This window comes from Brachybacterium subflavum, from assembly GCF_009299795.1.
In the GTDB taxonomy this organism is placed as follows: domain Bacteria; phylum Actinomycetota; class Actinomycetes; order Actinomycetales; family Dermabacteraceae; genus Brachybacterium; species Brachybacterium subflavum.
The window spans coordinates 1-26,158 of the sequence record NZ_VIGP01000006.1; the positions used below are offsets into that span (position 1 = coordinate 1).

Sequence of the window (26,158 nt, forward strand, 5' to 3'; positions counted from 1 at the left end):
CAGTCAGGACTTACACAGACCATCTGACACGCCCGCAACGGGCAGCGCGTGCACCGACCTCCACCCGCACCCCGAGTTCCTCGCGCAGCTCGCGCACGAGTGCTTCCTGCGGCGTCTCGCCTGGCTCCACCTTGCCGCCCGGGAATTCCCAGAGCCCGCCGGCGCTGCGCTCGGGTGACCTCCGAGCCGCGAACACGAGACCGTCCCGCACGATGATGGCGCCAACGACGGCAATGGCGGAGTCGGGCATGGTCCTAGCGCTCCTCGGATGTGTGGGGCGGTGTGACCTCAGAGTACGGTGCCCCACGGCGGGGGTGAGGGGTGCGGTGCGCATGCGCTTGATCGTCGGCCCGTCGGCCCGTCGGCCCGTCGAGCCGACGACCGCCACAGCACACACGCACCATCCGCCCTCACTCACCCACCGGCACCCCGACCCCCGGCTCGGGCAGGTACACGGTCCCGCCGCGCTCGCGGAACTCGCGGGACTTCTCGGCCATGCCGGCGGCGGCGATCTCCTGCTGGGCGGCCTCGCCGCCGAACTCGTCGCGGATGTCCTGCGAGATCTTCATCGAGCAGAACTTCGGCCCGCACATCGAGCAGAAGTGCGCGGTCTTCGCGGGCTCGGCCGGCAGGGTCTCGTCGTGGTACTCCTCGGCCAGCTGCGGGTCCAGGGAGAGCCCGAACTGGTCGCGCCAGCGGAACTCGAAGCGGGCCTTCGACAGAGCGTCGTCCCGCTCCCGGGCGGCGGGGTGTCCCTTGGCGATGTCCGCCGCGTGGGCGGCGATCTTGTACGTGATCACGCCCGTCTTCACGTCGTTGCGGGCCGGCAGCCCCAGGTGCTCCTGCGGGGTGACGTAGCAGAGCATCGCGGTGCCGTAGCGGGCGATCTCCGTCGCCCCGATCGCTGAGGTGATGTGGTCGTACGCGGGCGCCACGTCCGTGACCAGCGGGCCCAGCGTGTAGAACGGCGCGCCGTGGCACAGCTCCTGCTGGCGCTCGACGTTCTCGCGCACCAGGTGCAGCGGCACGTGGCCGGGGCCCTCGACCATGACCTGCACGTCGTGCTCCCAGGCGCGCTCGGTGAGCTCGGCGAGGGTGTCGAGCTCGGCGAACTGGGCGGCGTCGTTGGCGTCCGCGAGGGATCCGGGCCGCAGGCCGTCGCCGAGCGAGAAGGCGACGTCGTACCGGGCGAAGATCTCGCAGAGCTCGTCGAAGTGCTCGTAGAGGAAGTTCTCGCGGTGGCGCGCGAGGCACCAGCCGGCCAGGATCGAGCCGCCGCGCGAGACGATGCCCGTCACCCGGTTCGCCGTCAGCGGCACGTACCGCAGCAGCACGCCCGCGTGGATCGTCATGTAGTCCACGCCCTGCTCGGCCTGCTCGATCACCGTGTCCCGGAAGATCTCCCAGGTCAGGGCGTTCGCGTCGCCGTTCACCTTCTCGAGCGCCTGGTAGATCGGCACGGTGCCGATGGGCACGGGCGCGTTGCGCAGGATCCACTCGCGCGTGGTGTGGATGTCATCGCCCGTGGACAGGTCCATGACGGTGTCCGCGCCCCAGCGGGTGGCCCACTCGAGCTTGGAGACCTCCTCGGCGATCGACGAGGTGACCGCCGAGTTCCCGATGTTCGCGTTGATCTTCACCAGGAAGCGCCGGCCGATGATCATGGGCTCGGCCTCGGGGTGGTTCACGTTCGCGGGGATGATCGCGCGACCCGCGGCGACCTCCTCGCGCACGAGCTCGACGTCGCAGCCCTCCCGCAGTGCCACGAAGCGCATCTCCGGGGTGATCTCGCCGCGTCGGGCGTAGTACATCTGGGTGACGGTGCGGCCATCGGCCGAGCGCACGGGGGAGCGGCGCGCCCCGCGCCATTCGGCGCTCGCCCCACCGCGGCGGACGGCCCCACGGCCGTCGTCCGCCAGGTCCCGGGCGCGGCCCTCGTAGGACTCGACGTCGCCGCGGCCCCGGATCCAGGCCTCGCGCAGGGGCGGCAGGCCCACCTCCGGCTCGCTGCCGGGGCCGGCGGTGCGGTAGACCTCGAGCGGCGGGTTCGTCGCGCCGGTGGGGGAGTCGTCCTGGGCGATCCTCGTGACCGGCACGCGGATGCCGTGCGCGGGGTCCTCGAGGTGGCCGAGGCTGTGGGTGGGGTAGTTCTCGGGGCGTGCAGACATGCAGTCGCTCTCCTTCTTCCTTCGCCGGCATGACCCGGAGCAGGTTCGGTCGGTACTCGGACGGCATCAGTCCGATCTCAGCCCGTTGCGACGGGCACCCGAGGGATCGGCGACGACCGTAGCACGGGGCGGGAGAGGGGCCGACGGTCCGCTGCGGGCGCGGACGCTGCGGTTCCGGCGATGAACGCGGATGTGCGCGGGTCCCACCATCCGACGCCGCCGCGGGTCCGTAGACTGCGCCCCGGCAGCAGCGCCCTCCCGGGCGCTTGCGCCGGCGCGGAGCCGCCTCCTCGTCTCAGTGCTCCATGTCCTCCTCGCGTGTCCGGTCGGCTTCTCGTCTGATACCGCGCACGCACCCCGATCCCGAACGGAATCCCCAGATGACCAGCACTCCTCCCACTCCCGGCACGTCGGGCTCCGCGAATTCAGGGATCCCCGGCCCCGCATCCGCGAACGGCGGGTTCGGCGCGTCGGACCCCGCGTCGTCGTACGGCAGCCCCTCGCAGGCCCCGCAGTACGGGGGCCCCGCGCAGGGGGCGTCGTTCGACGGCACCACTCAGGCCGCGCAGTTCGGCGCCGCGCCGCAGCCGGGACAGGGCCAGGAGCCGCCGAAGAAGTCCAAGACGCTGTGGTGGGTGCTGGGCGGCTGCGGCTGCCTCGCGCTGCTCGCGATCGCGGCCGTCGTCATCGTGGTCGTGGTGCTCGTGAACAGCGCCGGCAGCGATGAGCCGGCGCCCACCACGGTCTCGGCCTCCTCATCCGACGACACGTCGGATGAGCCCACCGACTCCGCCACCCCGTCCGATCGCACCGTCGACGCGACCCCCGACGACGATTCCTCTGCCGACGCGGACTCGGATGATTCCGCTGACACCGGCACGGACGTCGACCCCGACGACAAGGACGGCGCGCTCGCCGACGCGAAGATCCAGTCCGACATGCTCTACTCCTCGAAGCAGGGCATCCACGACACGCTCGTCTTCGAGGGCTACAGCGAGGAGACCGCCACCTACGCGGCCGACCACGTGGATGCGGACTGGAACAAGAACGCTCTGGAGAAGGCGAAGCTCTACGAGGAGTCCGGGGGCATGTCCGACGACGACATCCATGAGCAGCTCACCTCCGAGTACGGCGAGCAGTTCACGGACGAGCAGGCGGACTACGCCATCAAGCACCTGCACGACTGAGCGGTCGGCGGGGCGCCGGGGTGGACGCTCCTGGCGCCCCGCGCCTCACATGGTGTACATGTAGCTACATGTACACACAGGTTGCGCGGAGCAAGCGTCAGTCGATCGTCGACACGCTCGCCGGTCGCATTCGCGCGGGGGAGTACGAGCCCGGGACGAAGCTCGAGGGCGAGCACCGCCTCGCCGAGGAGTTCGGGGTGTCCCGCAGCACCATCCGCCAGGCGCTGAGCGAGCTGCAGCACCAGCGGCTGATCGCCACGGAGACCGGACGCGGGTCCTTCGTCATCTTCGACGGCCACCAGCTGGATCAGGACCGCGGATGGGCGCAGTCGATGGCCTCCGCCGGCAGCGACGTGACCGCCGAGATCCTCGGCATCGAGCCCGTGGGTCGCGACGAGGTGCCTCTCCTTCCCGCGGACGTCGACCTGACCAGGGCCGTCGCCGTGCGTCGCGTGCGCCGCCTGCGCACCGCCGACGGAGACGAGGTCCCGGTCTCCTTCGAGTGCGCCACCGTCCCCGCCATCGGCCTGCTCGCGGATCTCCCCGCCGCAGGTCTCGTCGAGGACTCCCTCGCCTCCACCCTCCGGGCGGCGGGGCTCGTCCCCGTGCAGGGCACCCAGCGGGCCGACATCCGCCTCCTCGACGCGCGCGAGGCCGGGATCCTGCGCCGCGACGCCGGGGAGGCCTTCCTGCGCACGTCGCGCACCTCCTTCGACTCCGACGGTCGATTCGTCGAGCACGTGGTCTCCCTCCTCGACCCCCAGCACTTCTCCCTCGCGCTGACCTTCGGAGGCGAGCGATGAGCGCCGCCGGACACTCGACGACGGCACTCGACCGCGCCCACGGCGCGCTGCTCGGCCTCGCGATCGGCGACGCCCTGGGAATGCCCACCCAGTCGCTGCCGCGCGAGCAGATCCGGGCCCGCTGCGGCCGGATCGACGGCTTCGTCGCCGGGCCGCCCGATCAGCCCATCGCCCCCGGGATGCGGGCGGGCTCCATCACCGACGACACGGAGCAGGCGCTGATCCTCGCGGGGCTCGTGGTCGACGGCGGCGGCCGCGTGGACGAGCACGCCTTCGCCGACGCGCTGATCTCCTGGGAGCAGGACATGATCTCTCGCGGCTCCCTCGACCTGCTCGGGCCCTCCACACGCTCTGCGCTCGCGAAGCTGCAGGCCGGAGAGCCCGTCGAGGAGACCGGCCGCTACGGCACCACGAACGGTGCAGCGATGCGCATCGCGCCCGTCGGCATCGCCCACGCGCCGGGCCCGCACCTGCTGGAGGCCGTCGTCCAGGCCAGCAGGGTCACCCACAACACGGGACTGGGGATCTCCGGCGCCGCGGCCATCGCCGCCGCGGTGTCGGCCGGCGTGGACGGCGCTGACATCGACCAGGCGCTCGACGCCGCGACGTCGGCCGCGGCCGACGGCGCCGTGCGCGGGAACTGGATCGCGGGCGGCTCGATCGCGCAGCGCTTCTCCGTCTTCCGCGGCCCCGTCCGAGGGATGGAGCGGGAGGACGCCGAGGACTTCATCTACGACGTCGTCGGCACCTCCGTGCAGTCGCAGGAGTCGGTCGTGGCCGCGCTCCTGCTCATCGAGCGGGGTAGCGCAGATCCCTTCGACGCGCTCTGCGCCGCGGCCTCCCTCGGCGGCGACACCGACACCGTGGCCGCCATGGCGGGCGCGGTGCTCGGCGCCGTGCACGGCACCGCGGCGTTCCCCGCCGAAGCCCTCCGGATCGTCCAGCAGGTCAACGAGCTCGACCTCGAGCCCATCGCGCGGCGGCTCCTCGCCCTGCGCTCCTGACCCCTCGTCCCCCAGACCCCTCGTCCCTAAGGTGCCGAAGATGCCCACCGAGATTCCCGACCCCGTGACCGCCCCGCCGACGTATCCCGCGGACGCCGCGCACGCCGACGCGCCCCCAGTGCAGGACGGGGCCCTCGGCTCCCTCGAGCAGCGGGGGATCGAGCCGGTCCCCGAGGAGGAGCGGCACGGCAACCCCCTGGAGCTGTTCTGGGTGTGGTTCGCCGCCAACATCTCCGTGATGGGACTGCCGCTGGGCGTCAGCCTCGTCGCTCTCGGGCTCTCCGTGTGGCAGTCGATCCTCGTCGCCGTGATCGGCGCGTTCGGCTCCTTCGCGATCGTCGGCCTGATCTCCATCGCGGGGCGCCGCGGCGGAGCGCCCAGCCTCACCCTGTCCCGCGCGATCTTCGGAACGCGCGGGAACGCGGGCCCCACCCTGGTCGCCCTGCTCTCCCGGCTGGGCTGGGAGACCGTCAACACGTCGACCGCCGCCCTCGCCGTGGTCACCATCGCCTCGCTGGTCCTGGGCACCGGCGGCGATGCGAAGTCCGCACCCCTGATCGCCGTCCTCGGCGTCGTCCTGTTCGTCGGGTTCACCGTGTCCGTCTCCGGCATGGGGCACGCGATCATCCTGGTCGTCCAGAAGTGGTCCACCTGGATCTTCGGCGCGGTGAACCTGGTGATCCTCGCCTTCCTCGTGTTCCGGATCGACTGGGCGCAGGTGGCCCAGGCGCCGAACGGCACCACCGCCGCAGTGCTCACGGGGATCGGGACGATCGCCGCGGGGACCGGCATCGGCTGGGCGAACTCGGGGGCGGACATGGCCCGCTACCAGGCGCCCTCCGTCCGGGCGCTGTCGCTCGTGGTGTCCGCGTCGGCCGGTGCGGGCATCCCGCTGGTGGTGATGATCTCGATGGGGTCGATGCTCGGCGCGTCCGACGCGGCGATCGCGACCTCCGCCAATCCCCTCGACGCCATCCGCAGCACGCTGCCGCACTCCATCGCGGTGGTCTACCTGCTGGTCTCGTTCGTCGGCCTGCTGCTGTCCAACCATCTCTCCGTCTACTCGGCCGGCCTCACCACCCTGACGCTGGGACTGCGGGTGAGGCGGGTGTACGCCGTGGTCGTCGACGTCGTCGTCACGACCACCGGATCGCTGCTGTTCCTGCTCGTGGCCGACGGCTTCTACGGCCCGTTCATCAGCTTCATCTCGCTGCTGGCCGTGCCGATCTCCGCCTGGGTCGGGATCTTCCTGGTCGACCTCGTGAAGAGGCGGCGCTACGACCCCGAGGCTCTGCTGGACCTCTCCCCGGGCAGCCGGTACTCCTATACCGGCGGTGTGCGCTGGGCGGCCGTCGTGCCGTGGGTCGTGGCCATCGCCGTGGCCGCACTGTTCATGCAGATCAGCCCGGGGACGACGCCCTGGTACACCGGCCCGCTGTACGACACGTGGATCGGTGTCAACGGCATGGCATGGGTGCTCGCGGCGGCCATCGGCGGGGCCCTGTACGCCCTCGTCGGCCTGCGCAGTGTGGAGCGCGAGGCATGAGCGGCGACGCCGCGGCGCGCGCCGCGAGTGCGGGGACGGGCCCGCGCGTGATCCATACGGGCCAGGCCGTGGTGGACGTCGTGCTCCGGATCCCCGTCCTGCCGGAGCCGGGAGGCGACGTCTTCTCGGCCGAGCATCTGCTCGCCGCAGGGGGCGGAGTGAACACGATGGCGGCCGCCGCCCGTGACGGAGCTCGTGTGGTGTACGCCGGCAGCCACGGCACCGGACCCTTCGGCGACCTCGTGCGCGCGACGCTCGAGGGCGAGGGCGTGGACCTCGTGTCCGCGCCGGATCCGTCGCTCGACACCGGCTTCAGCATCGCGCTCGTCGACGCCGATGCCGAGCGGACGTTCGTCTCCACGGCGGGTGCGGAGGCGCGCACGAGCGTCGATCAGCTGCGCGCCGCAGACCCGGGACCCGGTGACGTCGTCTGCGTGTCGGGGTATTCGCTGGTCCACGAGGTCAATCGCGGAGCCCTCCTGGACTGGTTGCCGAGCCTCCCCGACTCCCTGGTGGTCGTCGACCCCGCTCCCGTGATCGGCGACGTCGAACTCGACTCCGTCCGTGCCGTCATGGAGCGGGCCGACGTGTGGACCACGAACGAGCGCGAGGCGCGGATCCTCCTCGAGCGCCTCGGAGGCGGTGGGGAAGCGGCCGACGAGCCCGGGGACTCCGCACGCGGGCTCGCGACGGCGCTCTGTCAGCTCTCCCGGACGGCCGTCGTGCTGCGCGCAGGCGCCGACGGGGCGTACGTCGCGCAGCCCGGCGCAGGCGTGCTGCACGTCGCCGCGCCGGTAGTCGAGGCCATCGACACCAACGGCGCGGGCGATGCGCACACGGGAGTCCTCTGCGCCCGCCTCGCCGCCGGCGAGCAGCTCCCCGATGCCGTCCGGCGCGCCAATGCCGCCGCCGCGCTCGCGGTCACCCGCCGGGGTCCCGCCACGGCTCCGGACGCGGCGGAGACCGATGCGCTGCTCGGAACCATGGAGCGCTGACTCCCTGCCGCACTGTCTCGTCGGGCCGTGTCATCCCGACCCGCCCCGCGCGGCCCGCGGCGCCCCGCCGGGTCACGCCGTGCCGCCGCGCTGCGCCGTGTCGCCGCGCTCCGCCGCGCCGCGTCCTCCCGCCGCAGTCGGTTCGTCGGTCCGCTGGAGCACAATGCGCACATGAGGCGGATCGGCGATCCGGCCGAGGGGCCGGGGGAGAGCAGGGGCGGACCGCCGTCCGGCGACACCCCTGTGCTCGACGCCCTGTGCGCCCAGTACACGCAGGGCCTCCCGAGCGGCGGGGACGTGCGTTGGCTGGTCCACGCGTGGTCCACGCTCGCCGTGGTCGGCGAGGTGCCCGTCGAGATCCCGTCGGAGGGTATCGAGGGGGCCGACGCGCGGATCCGCCTGGCGGCGCTCGCCCTGTTCGCTGCGACCTACGACGGGACGGACGACGAGCCGGAGCCGCCCGCGATCCTCGAGGGGCCGTACGCCCTCGCCGCGGCAGACATGGCGGTCTGGATGGCCGAGCACGACCTCATGACCGTGGCGCAGCTGCAGGCGGAGGCCGAGAGGGTCGACCCCGACGGTCCGTCGGTCGGCGACCGGACCGTCCCGCCGGAGGACGGGCCGGCCCAGCATGGGGCCGGCGGCGCCCCCGCTGCCCGGGAGCGGCCCGGAGACGGTCCGCTCCTGTGCACGGAAGATATCGAGTTCGCGATCGATGCCGTGGCGGGAGAGGTGATCGGCGCCTATTCGCGGCTGCGGCCGGACGTCATCACGCTCTTCGCCGAGCTCTGGGTGCAGAGCTATCCGGCGTCGGACCCGGCGGACGTGGATGACTCCCGCAACGGCGGACCGCTCATGTTCCCGCATTCGACGTATCCGATGCCCTGGAACGAGGTGCTGATGGTTCTGAACGACAACGGCAGCGACATCGAGAAGCGCGCCGCCGTGCTGCGGCTCATGGAGCAGATGAGGACGCTGCGCGACTGAGCGGTCCGCCGCAGAGTGCTGGTCAGTCCGCGAGGAACCCCGTGATCAGCGCGTTCACCCGCTCCGGGCACTGCCGGTTCGACCAGTGGCCGGCGCCGTCGACCAGCTCGAAGGCCGCACCGGGGATCGCCTCCGCTGCGGCGCGCGAGCGCTCCGGCGCCACGGCCGCGTCCTCGCTGCCCTGGATGATCAGGGTCGGGCACTGGATGCGGTGCAGGTCCGGGCGCAGGTCGATGGCCATGCGCCGGAGCCCGATCGAGGCGTTCTGCCAGTCCGAGGACCCCGACCCGTGGGCGAGGACGTCGGCGTGGAACTCGTCCACGATCTCCTCGAGATCATCGACGGGGCCCGCGAACAGGCTGGTGCGGGCGAACCACGCGCACGCCGCGCGGCTGCGGAAGATCAGCGAGGGCAGGGTCCGGTGCAGCAGGCGGCAGCGGGCCGTCAGCCACAGCAGCTGGTGGACGATCGGCGGGAACGAGAGGACCCCCGCGGGGGCGAGTGCGACGAGGCGCGAGACCCGCTCGGGATGCTCGATCGCGTAGGAGAGTGCGAGCGCACCGCCCTGCGAGAGGCCGACGAGGTCGACGGCGTCCAGGTCGAAGTGCTCGAGGACGGCATCGATGCACCGCAGCATCCGCGGATGGTCGGCGGTCCCGTCCCAGGGCACGGAGCCGCCCTGCTTCGGCCAGTCCAGGGCGAGCACGCGATGGGTCTCGGCGAGGACGGGGATCAGTCGCCTCCAGCTCAGGGAGGCGCTGTCGTTGCCCGCGCCGCTGAGCAGCAGCACGGGCGGACCGTGCTCGCCGCGCGTGATCACCCGCAGGGAGCCCTCGGGCTGCGGCACCCGCACCGCGTCCCCGAGCTCGGAGCCGTCCCCGTGGGACCCGCTCATCCCCACAGGCTCGCGTAGGCGGCGCGGATATGGGCCTCGATGCGCTCGGAGGCCAGCTGCGCGGACCCCTCCTCGATCGCCTCCAGGATGCCGTGGTGCTCCGCGCGCAGGCGCGCGATCAGCGCGTCGGAGTCCTCCAGGGTGCCGTAGGCCTGCAGGATCGGCAGCTTCATGGACTCGCGGATCGCGATCGTCATGTCGGTGACCAGACGGTTGTGGCCCGCCTCGGCGAGGGCCACGTGGAAGGCGGTGTCGAGCTCGTTGAACGCTGCGCGGTCGATGCCGGGCGCGTCCATGTCCCGGAGGATCTCGCGCAGTCCTGACAGGTCCTGCGCGGAGGCGTTGCCCGCCGCGAGGCTTGCGCTCGAGCGCTCGAGCATGATGCGCGCCTCGATGACGTCGGCCATCGGGAAGCTCGAGAGGGCCACGTGCAGGCGCAGCAGCCGGGTGAGGGCGTCGCTGGTCTCCGCCACCACCTGCGTGCCCGCGACCGGACGCGACCCGACGGCGGAGCGGACGGCCCCCTGGGCCTCGAGCGTGCGGATCGCCTCTCGCACCGCCGCGCGGCTGACCTGCAGCCTCTCGGCGAGGTCGCGTTCGGCGGGGAGGGTGTCTCCCACGTGCAGGGCGCCGTTGGTGATCTGCTCCTCGATGCGCTCGACGACGAGCTCGTAGGCGCGGCTGCGGTTCACGGGCCGCCAGGCGTCGGCCTCCCCATCGCGGGGGAGCTGCGACCCGTGGTGTGAGGTCGTCGGGGTCACGACACAGCTCCCTTCGCGTCATTGACATGTGCTGCGCGCCACCCTAGCGTGCCGCTGTGTGGTCAGACCACTGATCGGTCCGGCCCGCCCCTGCAATCACCGTCACCGTCGACGGAGAGCCCTTCGCGCGCGCTTCGCGCAGGCCCGGCGTCGGACGCGGCGGACGTCCCCGTCCCGACTCCCACGAGCGAGGTCCCCATGTACCAGCCGATTCTCGACGCCCTGGGTGGATCGCTCCTGCTCACGGCCCTGGTGGCGATGCTGCCCCTGGTCGTCCTGTTCGTCCTGATCGGCGTCGTGCGGCTGACGGCCTGGAAGGCGGGGCTGATCGCCCTGGTCCTCTCGCTCCTGGTCGCCGTGCTCGCCTACTCCATGCCCGTGGGCCAGGCGCTGCTCTCGGCCACCGAGGGCGCCGCGTTCGGGTTCTTCCCGATCCTGTGGGTCGTCATCAACGCGATCTGGGTCTACAACATGACCGTGGTGACCGGGCACTTCGATGTGCTGCGGCGTTCCTTCGCCAAGGTCAGCGACGACCAGCGGATCCAAGCGGTCATCATCGCCTTCTGCTTCGGCGCGCTGCTCGAGGCGCTCGCCGGCTTCGGCACGCCAGTGGCGATCACGAGCGTCATGCTCCTGGCCATCGGCATCAAGCCGCTGAAGGCCGCCGTGGTCGCGCTCGTCGCCAACACCGCGCCGGTCGCCTTCGGTGCGCTCGCCGTCCCGATCACCACGCTCGCCAAGGTCAGCGGCCAGGACGAGCACCTGCTCTCCTCGATGGTCGGGCGCCAGACCCCGCTGCTGGCCGTGATCGTGCCGATGATCCTGGTGCTCATCATCGACCGCCGCAGAGGACTCGTGCAGACCCTCCCGGCCACGCTCACCTGCGGCATCGTCTTCTCGCTGGCCCAGTTCGTCACCTCGAACTTCATCTCCACGCAGCTCACCGACATCGTCGCCGCCCTCGTCGCGGCCCTCGCCGTGGTGCTCCTGCTGCGCGTCTGGCAGCCGCGCGAGGCGTTCGTCCCCGCGGCCGACGCCGACGAGGCCGCCGGACGCTCCCGCGCCTCCGGCGCCGGCGTCCGGACCCCCGAGGAGATGGCCGAGGCCGATCGCGACGCCCACGACACCACGGCCGACGTGGTCCGCGCCTACGCCCCCTACGGCATCATCGTGGCGCTGTTCGTGCTCACCCAGCTGCCGGGCATCAAGGACCTCATCGCCCACGAGGCGCTGAACCCCTCGTTCCAGTGGCCCGGTCTGCATCTGCTGAGCGCCGCGGGCGAGCCGTCGACCATCCCGACCTTCAAGCTCGACATCCCGGCGTCCGCCGGTACCTGGCTGGTGATCGCGGGCCTGATCTCGATCCCCGTCATCGGCATCTCCCCGGCCCGCGCCTGGAGGGCATACACCGGCACCTACAAGCAGCTGGCCGCCGCGATCATCACCGTGATGGCGGTGCTCTCGCTCGCATACGTCATGAACGCCTCCGGTCAGACCTCGACGCTGGGCACCTGGCTCGCGGCCTCCGGCGGCCTGTTCGCGCTGGTCTCACCGGTTCTCGGCTGGATCGGCGTGGCCGTCACCGGCTCGGACACCTCCTCGAACTCGCTGTTCGGCGCCCTGCAGGCCTCAGCCGCCCAGCAGGCCGGGCTCGAGCCCCTGCTGACGGCCTCGGCGAACTCCTCCGGCGGCGTGCTGGGCAAGATGATCTCCCCGCAGAACCTCGCGATCGCCGCCGCGGCGGTGGGGCTCGCGGGCAAGGAGGGCGAGATCCTGCGGCGCGTGCTGCCCTGGTCGATCGTCTTCCTCGCGCTCATGTGCCTGATCGTGTTCCTGCAGTCCACCCCGGTGCTCGCCTGGATGGTCCCGTAGATCGACGAAGGCCCGACGGGTGCCCTCAGACCCCGTCGGCCTTGACTGCCCAGACCGCCCACACCTCAGATGTCCCGGAACGTCTCGATCCGAGCCCCCAGGGCGTTCAGGCGCTGGGCGAGGTCCTCGTAGCCCCGGTTGATGACGTAGACGTTGCGCAGCACCGAGGTGCCCTTCGCGGCGAGCATCGCCAGCAGGATGACGACGGCCGGGCGCAGCGCCGGCGGGCACACGAGCTCCGCGCCGCTCCAGTGGGTCGAGCCGTCGATGAGCACCCGGTGGGGATCCATGAGCTGCACACGCGCCCCGAGCTTGTTGAGGTCGGTCAGGTAGATCGCGCGGTTCTCGTACACCCAGTCGTGCAGCTGGGTCTGGCCCTCGGCGGTCGCGGCGATGACCGCGAAGAACGGCAGGTTGTCGATGTTCAGGCCGGGGAAGGGCATCGGGTGGATCTTGTCGATCGGCGCCCGCAGGTCCGAGACGTGCGTGGTGATGTCCACCAGGCGCGTCTTGCCGTTCGCCGCGAGGTACTCCTCGGTGCGGTCGTAGGTGAAGCCCATGTCCTCGAGCACGGCGAGCTCGATCTCCATGAACTCGATGGGCACGCGGCGCACGGTGATCGAGGACTTCGTGACGATCGCGGCGGCGATCAGGCTCATCGCCTCGATCGGGTCCTCGCTGGGGGCGTAGTCGACGTCGGCCCGGATCTCGGACTTCCCCTGCACGCGCAGGGTGGTGGTGCCGATCCCGTCGATCCGCACGCCGAGCTTCTCGAGGAAGAAGCAGAGGTCCTGGACCATGTAGTTCGGGCTCGCATTGCGGATGATCGTCTCGCCCTCGTAGCGGGCGGCCGCCATCAGCGCGTTCTCGGTGACGGTGTCGCCGCGCTCGGTGAGGACGATGGGCCGACGGGGGCCCGCGCCCGGGGTCGCGGTGGCCTGGTAGTGGCCTTCGGTCGCGACGACCTCGAGGCCGAAGGGCCGCAGCGCGGTCATGTGGGGCTCGACGGTGCGGGTGCCCAGGTCGCAGCCGCCCGCATAGGGGAGCTGGAAGTCGTGCTCACGGTGCATGAGCGGGCCCAGGAACATGATGATCGAGCGGGTCCGACGGGCCGCGCCGGCGTCGATCGAGGCCAGGTCCAGGTGCTCGGGGACGCTGATCTCGAGGTCGTTGTTCTCGTTCAGCCAGCGGGCGCGCACGCCGATCGAGGTGAGCACCTCGAGCAGGCGGTTGACCTCCTCGATGCGCGCGACCCGGCGCAGCACGGTGGTGCCGCGGTTCAGCAGCGAGGCGCACAGCAGCGCGACCCCGGCGTTCTTCGAGGTCTTCACGTCGATCGCGCCGCTCAGCGTGGTGCCGCCCTGCACCCGCAGGTGCGAGGGGGCCGACGATCCGATGCCCACGAGCCCCGAGTCCAGCGCTGCGCCGATCTTCGCGAGGGTGTCGAGGGTCAGGTTCTGCTGGCCCTTCTCGATCCGGTTGATCGTGCTCTGCGAGGTGGAGAGCTCGGCGGCGAGCTGGGACTGGGTGAGACCCGAGTGCAGGCGGGCGTCGCGGATCAGGGCGCCGATCTGGCGGCGGTAGTCCTGGTCGCCCGCACGGGCGCCGGCTGCGGCGGACGCCGCGGCGAGCCGTGCGGAGGGCGAGGAGGGCTGGGAGGAGCCGTCCGCGGGCCGGGCCTGCGAGGTGAACTCATCGGTCTGCGTCATGCTCGGGAGCGTATCTCATCTATGAGATACCGCCAGGCAGTGTGAGCGGGAAGACGTCCGGGGTGGCCGACGCCGCGCCTGCGCGTGCGGCACGGGGCCAGGGCAGCTCGCAGCGGACGGTCGATGTTCGCCGGGCGGGGCCGCGCAGTGTCCGCGGTGTCCCGCGGTGTCAGCTCTCCGGAGGTGGGGGAGGGGTCGGAGCTCCCACCGGCGGAGCGACCCGTGGATAGCGTCCCGCAGTGCCGCCGGCGGCCACCTCGGCCCCGCTGCCGCCGTCGGCCGCCGTCGCCGCGCCGCCCTCATCCGCGCCGCCCGCGCCCGCCCGTGCGGGAGCCGGGTCCCAGCCGCGGTCCACGACGCGCTTCTGCACCGTGATCGCCGCGACCAGGATGGCCAGGCCGATCACCGCGAGGATGACCGAGCCCAGCAGCACGCCCGGGCGCGCGCCGTAGCCGATGAGGATGCCGAACCAGCCGAAGTCGGTGTCGCCGAAGGTCGTGTTCGCCGAGCCGAAGGTGCCCAGCACCTTCAGCAGCAGCGCCGGCAGGAAGGTGACCAGCAGGCCGTTGACGAACGCTCCCGCGACGGCGCCGCGGCGCCCGCCGGTCGCGTTGCCGTAGACGCCCGCGGCACCGCCCGTGAAGAAGTGCGGGACGAGCCCGGGAAGGATCAGCGCGAGCCCGAACAGCGGACCGAACACGGTGCCGAGCAGCAGCAGACCCACGAGGCCGCCCACGAAGCTCGAGAGGAAGCCGATGAGCACGGCGTTCTGGGCGTAGGGGAAGACGATCGGGGCGTCCAGCGCGGGCACCGCGCCGGGCACCACGCGGGCGGCGATGCCCTGGAAGGCGGGCACGAGCTCGCCGAGAATCGTGCGCACGCCGAACAGGATCACCGCGACCGCGATGCCGAACTGCAGGCCCTGCGTCACCGACTGCATGAGGTAGTTGCCCACGTTCGTGGCCCCACCCTCGAAGGCGGTGAACGCGGTGGTCGAGCCGGCGCGCACGAGGTAGACGACCGCGACGATCACGTACATCAGCACCATGGACAGGGCGGTCGCGACCATCGAGTCGCGCAGGAAGCGCAGCGACTCGGGCACCTTGAGGTCCTCCGTCGAGCGGCTCCTGCCCTTCGGGTCGACCAGTCGGCCGACCGCCCCCGAGGCGATGTACCCGGCGGAGCCGAAATGGCCGATGGCGATCGAGTCGTCGCCCGTGATGCGCCGCGTCCACGGCTGGGCGAGCGCGGGCAGGGACACCATCAGCACGCCCAGCAGCGCCGCCCCGAGGATCACCACGACCGGCGAGGGCATGCCCGCCGAGGCCATCACGATCGTGATCAGCGTGGCCATGAACAGCAGGTGGTGGCCGGTGAGGAACACGTAGCGCAGCGGCGTGAACCGCGCGAGCAGGATCGCGACGACGAAGCCCAGGATCATCAGCCACGACACCTGGGCGCCGAACTCCTCCTGGGCGATCCCGGCGATCGCCTCGTTCGTGGGGACGACGCCCTGCGCGCCGAGCGCGCCCTGGATCATCTCGCCGAGCGGCGTGAGGGAGGCGGTCACGAGCGTCGCCCCGGCCCCGATGAGCAGGAAGCCGAGGACGGCCTTGATCGCGCCGCCCGCGATCTGGCCGGCGCTCTTGCGCAGGGCGACCAGGCCGATCGCGGTGATGATGCCGATGAGGAAGGCGGGAACGCTCAGGATCTCGTTGACCAGGAACTGGGCGATCGCGACGAGGACGTGCATGACGGGCTCCGTGCGGGTGACGAGGGGACGGGGAACAGGCGGGGAGGGAAGGTCGGGTCAGACGGCGTAGAGGCGGCGCAGGGCGGCGTCGATCTCGGCCTGCGAGGTGAAGTTCTCGATCACCTCGACGGGCACGCCCACGTCGCCGAGGGTCTGGGCGATCGCGCCGGAGGTCAGCAGGAAGTCGGCCTCCTTCGCGCGGCCCTTGGCCGAGATCGTGTCGGTCGCCTCGACCGTGAGGTACGGGGACCAACCCCAGCGGTCCAGCACCTGCTCGGCCGTGTTCTTGAGGAACAGGCTCGTGCCCAGGCCGTTCCCGCACACCGTGAGGATCAGGTTCTTCGACGGGACGGCGTCGGAGACCTCCGCGGTGTCCGCCTCGGCGGGGCGCGGGGCGGAGGAGCCGGCCGACGGGGAGCCGGCGAGGGCACCGGTCTCCGGGGCGGCGGTTCCCGGAGCGGTGCTCACAGCGGCGGCTCCCGCGGCAGCGGGCCGGGCTGCCTCGGCGGCCTGCGGCGACGACGCGGCGGACGACCCGGCCAGGGCATCGAGGATGCCCTCCGGGGTGGTCGCGGTGTCGAGGGCCGACCGGCGCTGCGGATCGGCGAGCGCCCCGGCGAGGGCGGCGAGCGCCTGCTGGTGGGCGGAGGCGTCGGCCGCGGCGAGCCCCATCACGATCGTCACCGGGTCGTTGCTCTCGTGCCCGAAGGCGACCGGCTCCGCCAGACGCACGAAGGACATGCCCGTGCGGGCGACGGAGTCGTCGGGCCGGGCATGGGCGAGGGCGAAGCCGGGCGTGATGACGATGTACGGGCCGTGCTCCTCGACGGTGCGGATCATCGCGTCGGTGTACGGGGCGCCGGCGGTGCCGGACTCCGTGAGCAGGGCGCCCGCGGCGCGGATCGCCGTGCGCCAGTCCTCGGCGCGGACGTCGAGGCGGACCGCGCCGGCCGGGAGCAGGTCGGCGATCGGGGAGGGGGACGCGGACGGAGAGGACATGGGCACCTCGCGGGAAGGGTGGAGAGGAGAGGGCGTCGGCGGAGGGTTCGGCGGGTCCGATTCCGAGACTACGCGTGCGTGGCCCGGACGCCGCACCCCTGTCGTGTGAGCCGCCGCTGGGTCTGCCGGCTACTCAGTGGGGCCGCCTGGACGCTCAGTCGCGTCGCTCGATCGCTCCGAGGGGCCGCCCGTGTACTCAGCGGGGCGTGACGGTCAGCATGTGCAGTACGCAGGGGGTCGCGCCGGGATTGCGCAGGCGGTGCGGCCGGTCCGCGCGCACCGTGAGCGTGTCGCCCTCGTGCAGCTCGTGCTCCACGCCCTCGACCTCGTACACCAGCGATCCTTCGAGGATGTGCAGCACCTCCTGGGTGCGCCCGCGGTGAGCGGCGAGCCCGGTCGACGCCGCATGGGCAGGCACCTCGTAGCGCAGCATCTGGATGCCGGGGGCGGGCTGGGCGAGCGTGGTGCGCACGATGCCGGAGCCGTCGGTGTACTGGGTGGCCTCCTCGGCGCTGATCAGCAGCGACTCGGGCTCCTCGAGCAGCTCGCCGAGATCCACGGAGAGGGCCGAGGAGATCGCGAGCGCGTTCGCGAGGCTCGTGGACAGCGCATTGTTCTCGATCCGCGAGAGCGTGCCTCGGGAGACCCCGGAGGTGGTTGCGAGCTGATCCAGGGTGATGCCGAGCTCTGCACGGCGCGCACGGATGGCAGGGCCCAGTCGGCGGGCCGGGCTCGAAGTCATGGGACCAGGATACCGACACGGATTGCGGGAGCGAAACGAAATGGGCATGATGCGCAACATGGCTCTGCTCGCCCTGTTGCCGGTGCTCGTGACGATCGGCGCGATCCTCGCGCGGCGCTCGACCCTCGCCGCCGCCGTGCTCGGACTGGCCACGGCGATCGTGCTCACGGCTGGGGTCTTCCGCGCCGACGCCGGCCGCTGGTCCGAGGCGGCGGGCGCCTGGGTTCCTGTGCTCGCCGAGGTGCTCGTCATCATCTTCGGCGGGCTCCTGCTCGCCGAGGCGATGACCCGCACCGGCAGGCAGGAGCGCATCGCCCGCTGGGTCGGCGGAGCCCTCGGGAGCGGCCCGGGCGCGGCGCTCGCCGTGGTGCACGGCGTCGCGCCCTTCGCGGAGTCCGTGACCGGTTTCGGGATCGGCGTGACCCTCGCGATCCCGCTGCTGCTGGGGTGCGGCTTCTCGAGCCGGACCTCGGCGGCCGTCGGGCTCCTCGGTCTGTGCGCCGTGCCCTGGGGGTCGATGGGGCCCGGCGTGCTCATCGCCGCGCACCTCGGCGGGCTCGGCGACCAGCAGCTCGGAGTGGCGACCGCGATCGCCAACGGCCCTGTGTTCCTCGCCGTCGGCGTGGTCGTCGCCCTGCTCACCGCGCCGCGGAGCGCACGCGAGCGGGCCCTCGCGGTGATCGCGGCCGTCGGCTCCGGCCTGATGCTGTGGGCGGCTGTGCTGCTCACGAACCTGCTCGTCGGCACGGCTCCCGCCGGAGCGCTCGGGGCGCTCCTCACTCTCGGCGCGCATCTGCTCGTGCACCGGCTGCGCGGAGCGCGGCTGCGCGGGGACGCCGCCCTCCTGCGGGCCTTGGCCCCTTACGCGGTGCTGCTGGGCGGCGTGCTCGGTGCGACCGCCCTCCTCGCCGCGGTGGGGGCCGACGGCGAGGGCTGGCACCTGCTCGCCTCGCCCGCGCTCTGGCTGATCCTCGCTGTGCTCGCCACCACCCGGGGCGGACTGCTCGTCCCCGCCCTCGCCGCCGCCGCGCGGCGCTGGCTGCAGGTGGGCCCCGCGAACGGGCTGCTGATGGCGCTCGGCATCGTCATGGCCACCAGCGGCATGGCCGGGGCGCTCGCGCTCGCCGCCTCCCACCTGGGGCCGGCCTATGCGCTGGTCGTGGCCCCCGTCGGCGCGCTCGGCGGCTATCTCACCGGGTCGAACAGCTCCGCGAACGCCATGTTCGCCGCCCCGCAGGCGCAGATCGCCCCGCTCGTCGGCATCCCGACGCTCTGGGCGATCGCGGTGCAGAACGCCGCCGCGGGCATCTTCCTCATGCCCTCGCCCGCGAAGATCGAGCTCGCCGCGCAGCTCTGCCCGGATCCCGCCGAGGCCCGCCGGGCCGTGGCGCCCGTGCTCAGCGCCGCGCTCGTCTCCCTCGCGGCGCTCACGGCGGGACTCGTCGTCGCGCTCGCGCTCGCCGCGTGAGCGGGGGCGCATGTGCGCGGCGGGGTCGTCGAGACCGCGTGACAGTGAAGCGGCGGCGGCCGTGGGCGGTCCGCTGACGACCGACGGTCGGCGATCGGGGTGAGCCTGCACACGGGGCGTTCCGGCCCGCGCGGAGGATGCCCACGTCAGAGCCTCATGCTGGGGTCGTCGCAGAACGGGGCGCCGCGAGCAGTGCGCGCGAGCATGCACCATGGGACGCGATCCTGACCGTTCGGTCGCCGTTACGCCCACAATCGAGCGTCGGGGCCGCTCTCCCCGAAGGCAACGATGAAGTTCTTCCAACGACTCGGCAGGTCCCTCATGCTGCCGGTGGCGGTTCTGCCCGTGGCCGCGATCCTCAGCGGCCTCGGCTACTGGATCCTCACCGCGACCGGCAACGACACCAACATCGCGGGCGTCTTCCTGAAGACCGCCGGCAGCGCGCTGCTGGACCACCTCCCGCTCCTCTTCGCCATCGGCGTCTCGATCGGCATGGCGACCAAGCCCGACGGGACGTCGGCCCTCTCGGGACTGGTCTCCTGGCTGACGGTGACGACCTTGCTCTCGCCCGACAACGTCGCACTGTTCAAGAGCATCGACGTCTCCCAGGTGAATCCCGCCTTCGACCAGATCGAGAACGTGTTCGTGGGGATCCTCTGCGGTCTCATCGGCGCCTGGACGTACGACCACTTCAAGGACACGAAGCTGCCCGACGCGCTGTCGTTCTTCTCCGGCAAGCGCTCGGTCGCCATCGTCTCCGCCGGCATCTCGCTCGTGCTCGCCCTGGTGCTGTTCTTCCTGTGGCCGCTCGTGTTCAGCGGCCTCGTCGCCTTCGGCGAGTTCACCCTGACCCTCGGCCCCGTGGGCGTGGGCATCTACGGCTTCCTCAACCGACTGCTCATCCCGTTCGGCCTGCACCACGCCCTGAACTCGGTGTTCTGGTTCGACGTCGCGGGCATCAACGACCTCAACAACTTCCTGAGCGGCACGGGCACCTACGGCGAGACCGGCCAGTACATGGCCGGGTTCTTCCCGATCATGATGTTCGGCCTTCCCGGCGCCGCCCTCGCGATGTACACGACCGCGAAGACCAGCCGCCGCAAGATCGCCGCGGGCGTGCTGCTCTCGAGCGCGATCGCCGCGTTCTTCGTCGGCGTCACCGAGCCGCTCGAGTTCTCCTTCATGTTCCTGGCGCCGGGCCTGTACGTGGTGCACGCCCTGTTCACCGGCATCTCGATGGCGATCACGGCCGCGCTTCCGGTCCGCATGGGCTTCGGCTTCTCCGGCGGGTTCATCGACCTCGCGCTGGGCTGGGTGAACCCGATGGCCCAGAACCCCTGGGCGCTGCCGGTGATGGGCGTGTTCTGGTTCGTCGTCTACTTCCTGTCCTTCCGCTTCATCATCCGCCGCTTCGACCTCAAGACCATCGGCCGCGAGGACGGCGACCCGGAGGACGAGGAGTCCGAGGACGCGGCCGGCGCGGTCACCGGCGATGCGAAGTACCTCGCCGTCGCCACGGCGTTCCTCGCCGCCCTCGGCGGTCGCGAGAACATCCTGGATCTCGAGAACTGCGCGACCCGCCTGCGCATGCAGGTGGCCGACGCCTCCGTCGTCGACGAGGCCGCGCTGAAGAGGGCGGGCGCCGCGGGCACCATGAAGCCCGGGCGCGGCTCCGTGCAGGTCATCTACGGGACCAACGTCCAGTTCGTGAAGGACGCGATGGACGACGTGATGAGCGGACGCGCGCAGACGCTCGATGCCGCGGAGGCCGAGGCGATCGCCGCCGGCTCCGCGAGCAGCGGCGGGAGCTCTCAGGGCGGCGTCGCGACCGCCGCTCGCACCACCCACCTGGTGCGCCTGCGCCAGGCGCTCGAGGGCACCGCAGTGCCGCTCGCGGACGTCCCGGACCCGACCTTCGCGCAGGAGATCATGGGCCCCGGCATCGCCGTGCAGCCCGCCGAGGACCTCGCCGACGCCGTGGTCATCGCCCCGGCCGCAGGCACCGTGCAGCACGTCTTCGACACCGGGCACGCCCTCGCCCTCACCCTCGACGACGGCACCGAGGTGCTCATCCACGTGGGCCTGGACACCGTCGCCATGAAGGGCCGCGGCTTCGAGGCCCTCGTGGCGACCGGCGATCGCGTGGTCGCGGGCATGCCGCTGCTGCGCGTCGACCTGGCCGCAGTGCGGGCCGACGGCCACCCGACGATCACCCCGATCGTCGTCCTCAACGACGCCGACGCGGTCGTCGAGTTGGTCTGAGCCAGGGACCGGCCTCGCCCAGGCCCGGGGCCGGCCTCCCCGTGTCCGACCACGGGCAGAGGCCGGCCCCGCGCCCTCCCACCGCTGGGGGGATGACCCCGGGAGCGCGGGATGGGACGCTTGACGCATGTCCCTCCTCCTCTCCCCGGTGCCGATCCTGCTGGTCGTCCTCCTGATCCTGTCCCTGCGCAGGGACGCGCGCTGGACGGGCAACGCCTTCCTGCTGTCCCTGACGGCGCTCACGGTCCTCTTCGCGCTGGCCGCGGGATCCGACAGCGCCGCCGGCGCGCTCGTGGGCGGCCTGGTGGTGCTGCTCGTCGTGCTCTCCCCACTGCTCACGCTCGTGCTCATCGGCTTCCTGATCGCCAACGGCGTGTTCATGATGCGCAAGGAGGGTCGGAGCCTGGGGAACCTGCTGTCCCTGCTGGCAGGTCTCGGACTGCTGACCGTCATCGTCGGCGCCGTGATCTCGCTCCGCTTCGCCGCGGAGCACCCGTGGCTCTTCGCCGTCCTCACGTTCGTGGCCCTGCTGGGCACATGGGCCGGGTACGTGCTCACCTCATACCTCGTCTACGACGTGGTCTACGCCTGGATCGCCTCGCGCACCCGCGCCCGCTACGTGATGGTGCACGGCTCGGGCCTCATCCGCGGCAGGGTGCCCAAGCTGCTGGCCAACAGGGTCGACGCGGGCATCGCGCACTGGAGGCGGATCCGCGAGGAGCACCCGGACGCGCTGCTCGTCCTCTCCGGGGGCCAGGGGCCCGACGAGCCCCGCTCGGAGGCCTCGGCGATGGCCGAGCACGCGCGCGAGCAGGGCGTCCCGCAGGAGGCGATCGTGCTCGAGGACCGCTCCCGCACCACCGAGGAGAACCTGCGCAACACCCGCGGGCTCGTCGGCACCGTGCTCCCGGCCGACGGGCCCGGCCTCACGGTCACCAGCAGCTATCACGTGCTGCGCACGGCCGCCCTCGCCCGGCGCGTGGGCCTGGACGCGCAGGTCGCCCCCGCGCGCACCGCCGGCTACTTCTGGCCGAGCGCGTTCCTGCGCGAGGTCGTCGCGCTCGTGAGCAGGCACAAGATCCTGCACATCGTGGTCGCCGCGCTGTTCTGCGTGCCGCTCCCGTTCCTCCTCGCGCTCGTCGTCGCCAACGCCTGAGGTCCGGGAGCCGGGCGGGCCGACGGCAGGGTCAGTACGCCGTGCTGATCAGCGCAGGCCGGAGAGCCTGCGCATGAGCGCCGTGCCGAGCTGCGAGAACGGCGGGCGCATGAGCGCGAGCGAGTCCGGTCGCAGAGGCTTGCGCAGCACGGGCTTGGAGCGGCTGAACGTCTCGAACGAGAAGCGCCCGTGATAGGCGCCGATGCCGCTCTCGCCCACCCCGCCGAACGGCAGCGTGGGCGTCGCGACCTGGATCAGGCCCGCGCCCTCGACGACGGCTCCGGACGAGCTCCTGCGCGCGAACTCGTCCGCGATCCGGCGCGATGCCGTGAAGAGGTAGAGAGCGAGCGGCTTCTCGCCCGCGTTCACGAAGGCGATCGCCTCCTCGGGGCCGCCGACGGGCACGATCGGGAGGATCGGTCCGAAGATCTCCTCGCGCATCACCGCCGGCGTGTTCGCCTCGGTGCGGGAGGCACCGGGGGAGTCGGGCTCGCCCATGACCAGCACCGTCGGCTCGATGTACAGGTCCTCGCGGTCCACGCTCCCGCCGAGCGCGACGCGACCGGCGCCCTTCCCGTCGGCCGCCTCGATGTATCCGGCGAGCCGGTCGAGGTGCCGCGGGGCGACGATGCGCCCGAAGTCGGGACTGCGCGAGGGGTCCTGGCCCCACAGCGCGGCGATCGCGCGCCGCAGTGCCGCGACCAGGGGCTCGATGAGCTCCGGGGTGGTGAGCACGTGGTCGGGCGCGACGCAGGTCTGACCGGCGTTGACGAACTTCGCCCACGCCAGCTGCTGCGCGACCTGCTCGAGATGCGCGGCGTCGTCGACCCATACGGGGCACTTGCCGCCCAGTTCGAGCGTCACCGGGGTCAGGTGCTTCGCGGCGGCCGCCATCACGATCCGGCCGACGCTCCCGTTCCCGGTGTACACGATGTGGTCGAAGCGCTCCTCGAGCAGCATCGTGGTCTCCGGGGCGCCGCCCTCGACCACGGGGAACGCCTCGGCGTCGAGGTAGCGGGGGAGCAGGCGCGCGAGCACCGCGGAGACGGTCGGCGTGACCTCGCTGGGCTTGACCACGGCCGTGCTGCCGGCGGCGATGATCCCCACCAGGGGCGCCAGCAGCAGCTGCACCGGATAGTTCCAGGGGGAGATCACGAGGATCGTGCCCAGCGGCTCGGGCAGCAGATGGGCGGCGGCCGGCCGGAGCATGAGCGGCAGAGGCGCACGGCGCGGTCTCGACCAGCTCTCGAGGCTGCGCAGGGCGTCCTGGATCTCGGACATGACCGGGTAGACCTCGGTGAGGCGGAACTCGGTCGCGCTCTTGCCGAGGTCGGCATCGACCGCCGCCTCGAGCTCGGCGTGGTGCGCCCTGAGCAGGGCGCGAAGGCCCTGCAGCTGGGCGCGTCGGAAGACGGGGGAGCGGCTCGCTCCGCGTGCGAACGCCCGGCGCGCGCCGTCGACGCGCGCGCGGATCAGTGCAGGATCGGTGGTGGGGGCGCGGTCTGCTTCGCGCCTGGCACGGCGCGAGGGAGCGGGCGAGGGGGAGCCCGGTGCCCGCGCACCAGTCGCAGACGAGTCGGTCGCTGGCATCGGTGCCTCCTGGACGGGCCGCGCGGGTGGCTGCTCCGGGCAGTCCTCCCATGGTCGCTTCGCGTTCGACAGTAGCGCGGAAGGGTGTCGGCCGGGCCCCGAGCCCCGGCCCGTCCGCCGCGCGCGGGCGAGCCGGGGCCGATGCTCACGCCGCGGTGCGCACGTCCAGCGACCAGGTGACCCCGAAGCGGTCGGTGAGCATGCCGAAGCCAGCGCTCCAGGCCGAGGCGGCGAGCGGCTCGATCACCCGCGCGCCCTCGGCCAGGCCGTCCCAGATCGGCTGCAGCTCCTCGAGGGAGGCGGCGCTCGCCGAGAGGAAGAACGGCTGGTCGGTGAGGGTGGCGCCGTTCTCGCGGCGGGTGTCGGAGGGGAAGGCGTTCTCGCGCCCGGGGATGTCGTACGCCATCAGCCGCACGCCGTCCTCGGAGCTCAGGCTCCCGAACACGACCTTGTCCGCGTCGGGCGATCCATCGGGCATGCCGAGCTCCCCGTAGGTGGTCGTGGAGACCTCGCCGCCGAACACGCCGCGGTAGACGTCGAGCGCGGCGCGCGCGGTGCCGGGCAGGTTCAGGTGAGGGGTGGTGGAGATGCTCATGATCGATCCTCTCGGAGTCCGCGGACGAGCCGCGGTCGGTGCGGGCGACGGCGGTGGTGCCGTCGAGGACGACGATGCCGGGCGAAGAGGACAGGACGGGTCCTCTTCATGGGGGAGGATCGGGAGCATGCCCACCACCTCGTCCCGGACGCTCTCGCTGCTGTCTCTCCTGCAGGTGCCGCGCGCATGGACCGGGCCCGCGCTCGCCGACCGCCTGGGCGTCACCCCGCGCACGGTGCGCCGGGACGTGGACCGGCTGCGCGAGCTGGGGTATGCGATCCGCTCGACGAAGGGTCCCGTGGGCGGGTACCGGCTGGACGCCGGAGAGCGGATGCCGCCCCTGCTCCTGGACGACGAGCAGGCGCTCGCGACCGCGGTGGCCCTGCGCACGGCGCCTGCGAGCGGGGTCGCCATCGAGGAGGCGTCGGCCCGTGCGCTCGCCACGATCCTGCAGGTCATGCCCGCTGCGGTCAGGAACCGGGCATCCGCTCTCGACCTCGATGTCGCGCCCGCGGCGGCGCGCGCCGACCCGGCGGTCCTCGAGGCGGTGAGCGCCGCTGCAGCGCGCCACGAGATCCTCCGCTTCGACTACCGCGGCTCGACCTGGCCTCGTCGCACGGAGCCCCACGGCCTCGTCGCCCGCCGAGGGCTCTGGTACCTCGTGGCCTGGGATCTCGAGCGCGAGGACTGGCGCACCTTCCGCCTGGACCGGATGGCGCCGCGCACACCGTCGGGCCCGCGCTTCACGCCGCGCGAGCTGCCCACGGGCCACGCGGCGAGCTTCCTCTCCGCCCACCTCAAAGGGGAGCGCGAGACCGACCGCTGGCCCTGCGAGGGGACCGTCGAGATCGACCTGACGCTGTCCGAGCTCGCCTCCTGGCTGCCCGATGCGGACGTCGAGGAGATCGGGGACGGCCGGTGCCGCGCCGTGCTCGGCTCCTGGTCCTGGTCGGGCCTGCTCGCCCAGGTCATCCGTCTGGGCGCACCGTTCCGGGTGATCGGTCCGGCCGAGCTCTCCTCCGCGGCGCGCGAGGTGCACGAACGCCTGGCCGGTGCGATCGAGGACGTGGGAGGCTCTCGCCATGACCCCTGCTGAGCTCCCGCCCCCGCTCGTCGTCGCCGACGCCGCGGCCTGGCGCGCATGGCTCGACGCCCATGAGGACACCTCCGAGGGCGTCTGGCTGCTGCTCGCGAAGAAGGGCGGCAGCGGGCCGACGACCCTCACCTATCAGCAGGCGCTCGAGGAGGCCCTGTGCAGCGGATGGATCGACGGGCAGCGCCGCGCGCTCGACGCGCACTCCTTCCGCCAGCGCTATACCCCGCGCCGTCCGCGCTCGATCTGGTCGCAGCGCAACGTCGACATCATCGGCCGGCTGGAGGCCGCCTCACGGATGCGCGAGCGCGGACGGGCGGAGGTCGAGCGGGCGAAGGCCGACGGGCGCTGGGACAGCGCCTACGCCGGGGCGGCCAGCGCGCAGGTGCCGCCCGCGCTCGCGGAGGCGCTCGCCGCTTCACCCCGGGCCCGCGCAGCGTTCGACCTGCTCACGGGCAGCGCCCGCTACTCCGCCCTGCACCCGATCCTGAGCGCGACCCGCGAGGCGACCCGCCGCACCCGCATCGCCGCGCTCGTCGAACGGCTCGAGAAGGACTGAGGGCGCGGCCGACG

Annotated in this window: 22 protein-coding genes and 1 riboswitch; of the genes, 12 read left to right on the plus strand and 10 right to left on the minus strand. The window is 72.4% G+C overall.

Going from position 1 to position 26,158, the window contains the following annotated elements:
- Positions 1 to 10 precede the first annotated feature (10 nt).
- Both FHG10_RS14245 and thiC read right to left on the minus strand, forming a co-directional pair.
- Positions 11 to 250, minus strand: a complete 240-nt coding sequence (locus FHG10_RS14245; protein ID WP_152354028.1) for an NUDIX domain-containing protein — start codon at positions 248 to 250, stop codon at positions 11 to 13.
- 160 nt (positions 251 to 410) lie between these two features.
- Positions 411 to 2,168, minus strand: a complete 1,758-nt coding sequence (gene thiC / locus FHG10_RS14250) for a phosphomethylpyrimidine synthase ThiC (protein ID WP_152354029.1) — start codon at positions 2,166 to 2,168, stop codon at positions 411 to 413.
- A riboswitch (TPP riboswitch) is annotated at positions 2,168 to 2,278 on the minus strand. It overlaps the preceding gene by 1 nt.
- Before the next feature lie 270 nt (positions 2,279 to 2,548).
- Here thiC and FHG10_RS14255 point away from each other — a divergent pair.
- The 6 genes from FHG10_RS14255 to FHG10_RS14280 all read left to right on the plus strand — a co-directional run bounded on the left by FHG10_RS14255 (position 2,549) and on the right by FHG10_RS14280 (position 8,690).
- Positions 2,549 to 3,355, plus strand: a complete 807-nt coding sequence (locus tag FHG10_RS14255; protein WP_193636334.1) for an Ltp family lipoprotein — start codon at positions 2,549 to 2,551, stop codon at positions 3,353 to 3,355.
- 68 nt (positions 3,356 to 3,423) lie between these two features.
- Complete coding sequence (locus tag FHG10_RS14260) at positions 3,424 to 4,158, plus strand: GntR family transcriptional regulator (RefSeq protein WP_152354031.1); 735 nt, start codon at positions 3,424 to 3,426, stop codon at positions 4,156 to 4,158.
- Positions 4,155 to 5,162: an ADP-ribosylglycohydrolase family protein gene (locus FHG10_RS14265; RefSeq protein WP_152354032.1), complete on the plus strand. Its 1,008-nt coding sequence runs from the start codon at positions 4,155 to 4,157 to the stop codon at positions 5,160 to 5,162. The genes FHG10_RS14260 and FHG10_RS14265 overlap by 4 nt, the downstream gene beginning before the upstream one ends.
- 40 nt (positions 5,163 to 5,202) lie before the next feature.
- Positions 5,203 to 6,708, plus strand: a complete 1,506-nt coding sequence (locus tag FHG10_RS14270) for a purine-cytosine permease family protein (RefSeq protein WP_152354033.1) — start codon at positions 5,203 to 5,205, stop codon at positions 6,706 to 6,708.
- Complete coding sequence (locus tag FHG10_RS14275) at positions 6,705 to 7,703, plus strand: PfkB family carbohydrate kinase (protein ID WP_152354034.1); 999 nt, start codon at positions 6,705 to 6,707, stop codon at positions 7,701 to 7,703. Before FHG10_RS14270 ends, FHG10_RS14275 begins: the two co-directional genes overlap by 4 nt.
- A 171-nt stretch (positions 7,704 to 7,874) precedes the next feature.
- A complete protein-coding gene (locus FHG10_RS14280; protein ID WP_152354035.1) occupies positions 7,875 to 8,690 on the plus strand; it encodes a hypothetical protein in 816 nt (271 codons plus the stop codon).
- Positions 8,691 to 8,712: 22 nt separating this feature from the next.
- Here FHG10_RS14280 and FHG10_RS14285 read toward each other — a convergent pair whose 3' ends face one another.
- Positions 8,713 to 9,585 (minus strand): alpha/beta fold hydrolase, encoded by an 873-nt coding sequence (locus FHG10_RS14285; protein WP_152354036.1) that lies wholly within the window; start codon positions 9,583 to 9,585, stop codon positions 8,713 to 8,715.
- Positions 9,582 to 10,346: a FadR/GntR family transcriptional regulator gene (locus FHG10_RS14290; protein WP_152354037.1), complete on the minus strand. Its 765-nt coding sequence runs from the start codon at positions 10,344 to 10,346 to the stop codon at positions 9,582 to 9,584. The genes FHG10_RS14285 and FHG10_RS14290 overlap by 4 nt, the downstream gene beginning before the upstream one ends.
- A gap of 198 nt (positions 10,347 to 10,544) precedes the next feature.
- On the opposite strand from FHG10_RS14290, the gene FHG10_RS14295 reads away from it, so the two are divergent.
- Positions 10,545 to 12,218, plus strand: a complete 1,674-nt coding sequence (locus FHG10_RS14295) for an L-lactate permease (RefSeq protein WP_152354038.1) — start codon at positions 10,545 to 10,547, stop codon at positions 12,216 to 12,218.
- A gap of 65 nt (positions 12,219 to 12,283) precedes the next feature.
- Here the strand turns inward: FHG10_RS14295 and FHG10_RS14300 are convergent, their stop codons facing one another.
- The 4 genes from FHG10_RS14300 to FHG10_RS14315 all read right to left on the minus strand — a co-directional run bounded on the left by FHG10_RS14300 (position 12,284) and on the right by FHG10_RS14315 (position 17,421).
- Positions 12,284 to 13,927 (minus strand): helix-turn-helix domain-containing protein, encoded by a 1,644-nt coding sequence (locus FHG10_RS14300; protein WP_152354039.1) that lies wholly within the window; start codon positions 13,925 to 13,927, stop codon positions 12,284 to 12,286.
- A 169-nt stretch (positions 13,928 to 14,096) separates the two neighbouring features.
- Positions 14,097 to 15,680 (minus strand): PTS ascorbate transporter subunit IIC, encoded by a 1,584-nt coding sequence (locus tag FHG10_RS14305; RefSeq protein WP_152354040.1) that lies wholly within the window; start codon positions 15,678 to 15,680, stop codon positions 14,097 to 14,099.
- A gap of 57 nt (positions 15,681 to 15,737) precedes the next feature.
- A complete protein-coding gene (locus tag FHG10_RS14310; protein WP_152354041.1) occupies positions 15,738 to 16,679 on the minus strand; it encodes a PTS sugar transporter subunit IIA in 942 nt (313 codons plus the stop codon).
- Between the two features lie 196 nt (positions 16,680 to 16,875).
- Positions 16,876 to 17,421 (minus strand): helix-turn-helix domain-containing protein, encoded by a 546-nt coding sequence (locus FHG10_RS14315; protein WP_193636335.1) that lies wholly within the window; start codon positions 17,419 to 17,421, stop codon positions 16,876 to 16,878.
- Positions 17,422 to 17,467: 46 nt separating this feature from the next.
- Here FHG10_RS14315 and FHG10_RS14320 point away from each other — a divergent pair, with 46 nt between their 5' ends.
- From FHG10_RS14320 to FHG10_RS14330, 3 genes are all read left to right on the plus strand, one after another.
- Entirely contained in the window at positions 17,468 to 18,889 is a 1,422-nt protein-coding gene (locus FHG10_RS14320) for an L-lactate permease (RefSeq protein ID WP_193636336.1), read from the plus strand.
- A gap of 288 nt (positions 18,890 to 19,177) precedes the next feature.
- Positions 19,178 to 21,151 (plus strand): N-acetylglucosamine-specific PTS transporter subunit IIBC, encoded by a 1,974-nt coding sequence (gene nagE / locus FHG10_RS14325; RefSeq protein WP_152354044.1) that lies wholly within the window; start codon positions 19,178 to 19,180, stop codon positions 21,149 to 21,151.
- Positions 21,152 to 21,278: 127 nt separating this feature from the next.
- On the plus strand, positions 21,279 to 22,307 hold the full coding sequence (locus FHG10_RS14330; protein WP_152354045.1) for a YdcF family protein: 1,029 nt from the start codon (positions 21,279 to 21,281) through the stop codon (positions 22,305 to 22,307).
- Positions 22,308 to 22,355: 48 nt separating this feature from the next.
- On the opposite strand, the gene FHG10_RS14335 is transcribed toward FHG10_RS14330, so the two are convergent.
- Entirely contained in the window at positions 22,356 to 23,897 is a 1,542-nt protein-coding gene (locus tag FHG10_RS14335; RefSeq protein ID WP_152354046.1) for an aldehyde dehydrogenase family protein, read from the minus strand.
- 145 nt (positions 23,898 to 24,042) lie between these two features.
- Positions 24,043 to 24,492 (minus strand): VOC family protein, encoded by a 450-nt coding sequence (locus FHG10_RS14340; protein WP_152354047.1) that lies wholly within the window; start codon positions 24,490 to 24,492, stop codon positions 24,043 to 24,045.
- Positions 24,493 to 24,619: 127 nt separating this feature from the next.
- Here FHG10_RS14340 and FHG10_RS14345 point away from each other — a divergent pair, with 127 nt between their 5' ends.
- Entirely contained in the window at positions 24,620 to 25,588 is a 969-nt protein-coding gene (locus FHG10_RS14345) for a helix-turn-helix transcriptional regulator (protein ID WP_152354048.1), read from the plus strand.
- Positions 25,575 to 26,144: a YdeI/OmpD-associated family protein gene (locus FHG10_RS14350; RefSeq protein WP_152354049.1), complete on the plus strand. Its 570-nt coding sequence runs from the start codon at positions 25,575 to 25,577 to the stop codon at positions 26,142 to 26,144. Before FHG10_RS14345 ends, FHG10_RS14350 begins: the two co-directional genes overlap by 14 nt.
- Positions 26,145 to 26,158: the final 14 nt, after the last annotated feature.

Coding starts and splice junctions, on each gene's coding strand:
- nagE (WP_152354044.1), top strand. CDS start 19,178: ATGAAGTTCTTCCAACGACTCGGCAGGTCCCTCATGCTGCCGGTGGCG.
- FHG10_RS14245 (WP_152354028.1), bottom strand. CDS start 250: ATGCCCGACTCCGCCATTGCCGTCGTTGGCGCCATCATCGTGCGGGAC.
- FHG10_RS14295 (WP_152354038.1), top strand. CDS start 10,545: ATGTACCAGCCGATTCTCGACGCCCTGGGTGGATCGCTCCTGCTCACG.
- FHG10_RS14305 (WP_152354040.1), bottom strand. CDS start 15,680: ATGCACGTCCTCGTCGCGATCGCCCAGTTCCTGGTCAACGAGATCCTG.
- FHG10_RS14310 (WP_152354041.1), bottom strand. CDS start 16,679: ATGTCCTCTCCGTCCGCGTCCCCCTCCCCGATCGCCGACCTGCTCCCG.
- FHG10_RS14260 (WP_152354031.1), top strand. CDS start 3,424: ATGTACACACAGGTTGCGCGGAGCAAGCGTCAGTCGATCGTCGACACG.
- FHG10_RS14300 (WP_152354039.1), bottom strand. CDS start 13,927: ATGACGCAGACCGATGAGTTCACCTCGCAGGCCCGGCCCGCGGACGGC.
- FHG10_RS14255 (WP_193636334.1), top strand. CDS start 2,549: ATGACCAGCACTCCTCCCACTCCCGGCACGTCGGGCTCCGCGAATTCA.
- FHG10_RS14270 (WP_152354033.1), top strand. CDS start 5,203: ATGCCCACCGAGATTCCCGACCCCGTGACCGCCCCGCCGACGTATCCC.
- FHG10_RS14335 (WP_152354046.1), bottom strand. CDS start 23,897: ATGCCAGCGACCGACTCGTCTGCGACTGGTGCGCGGGCACCGGGCTCC.
- FHG10_RS14320 (WP_193636336.1), top strand. CDS start 17,468: ATGATGCGCAACATGGCTCTGCTCGCCCTGTTGCCGGTGCTCGTGACG.
- FHG10_RS14345 (WP_152354048.1), top strand. CDS start 24,620: ATGCCCACCACCTCGTCCCGGACGCTCTCGCTGCTGTCTCTCCTGCAG.
- FHG10_RS14350 (WP_152354049.1), top strand. CDS start 25,575: ATGACCCCTGCTGAGCTCCCGCCCCCGCTCGTCGTCGCCGACGCCGCG.
- FHG10_RS14340 (WP_152354047.1), bottom strand. CDS start 24,492: ATGAGCATCTCCACCACCCCTCACCTGAACCTGCCCGGCACCGCGCGC.
- FHG10_RS14280 (WP_152354035.1), top strand. CDS start 7,875: ATGAGGCGGATCGGCGATCCGGCCGAGGGGCCGGGGGAGAGCAGGGGC.
- FHG10_RS14265 (WP_152354032.1), top strand. CDS start 4,155: ATGAGCGCCGCCGGACACTCGACGACGGCACTCGACCGCGCCCACGGC.
- thiC (WP_152354029.1), bottom strand. CDS start 2,168: ATGTCTGCACGCCCCGAGAACTACCCCACCCACAGCCTCGGCCACCTC.
- FHG10_RS14285 (WP_152354036.1), bottom strand. CDS start 9,585: ATGAGCGGGTCCCACGGGGACGGCTCCGAGCTCGGGGACGCGGTGCGG.
- FHG10_RS14275 (WP_152354034.1), top strand. CDS start 6,705: ATGAGCGGCGACGCCGCGGCGCGCGCCGCGAGTGCGGGGACGGGCCCG.
- FHG10_RS14315 (WP_193636335.1), bottom strand. CDS start 17,421: ATGACTTCGAGCCCGGCCCGCCGACTGGGCCCTGCCATCCGTGCGCGC.
- FHG10_RS14330 (WP_152354045.1), top strand. CDS start 21,279: ATGTCCCTCCTCCTCTCCCCGGTGCCGATCCTGCTGGTCGTCCTCCTG.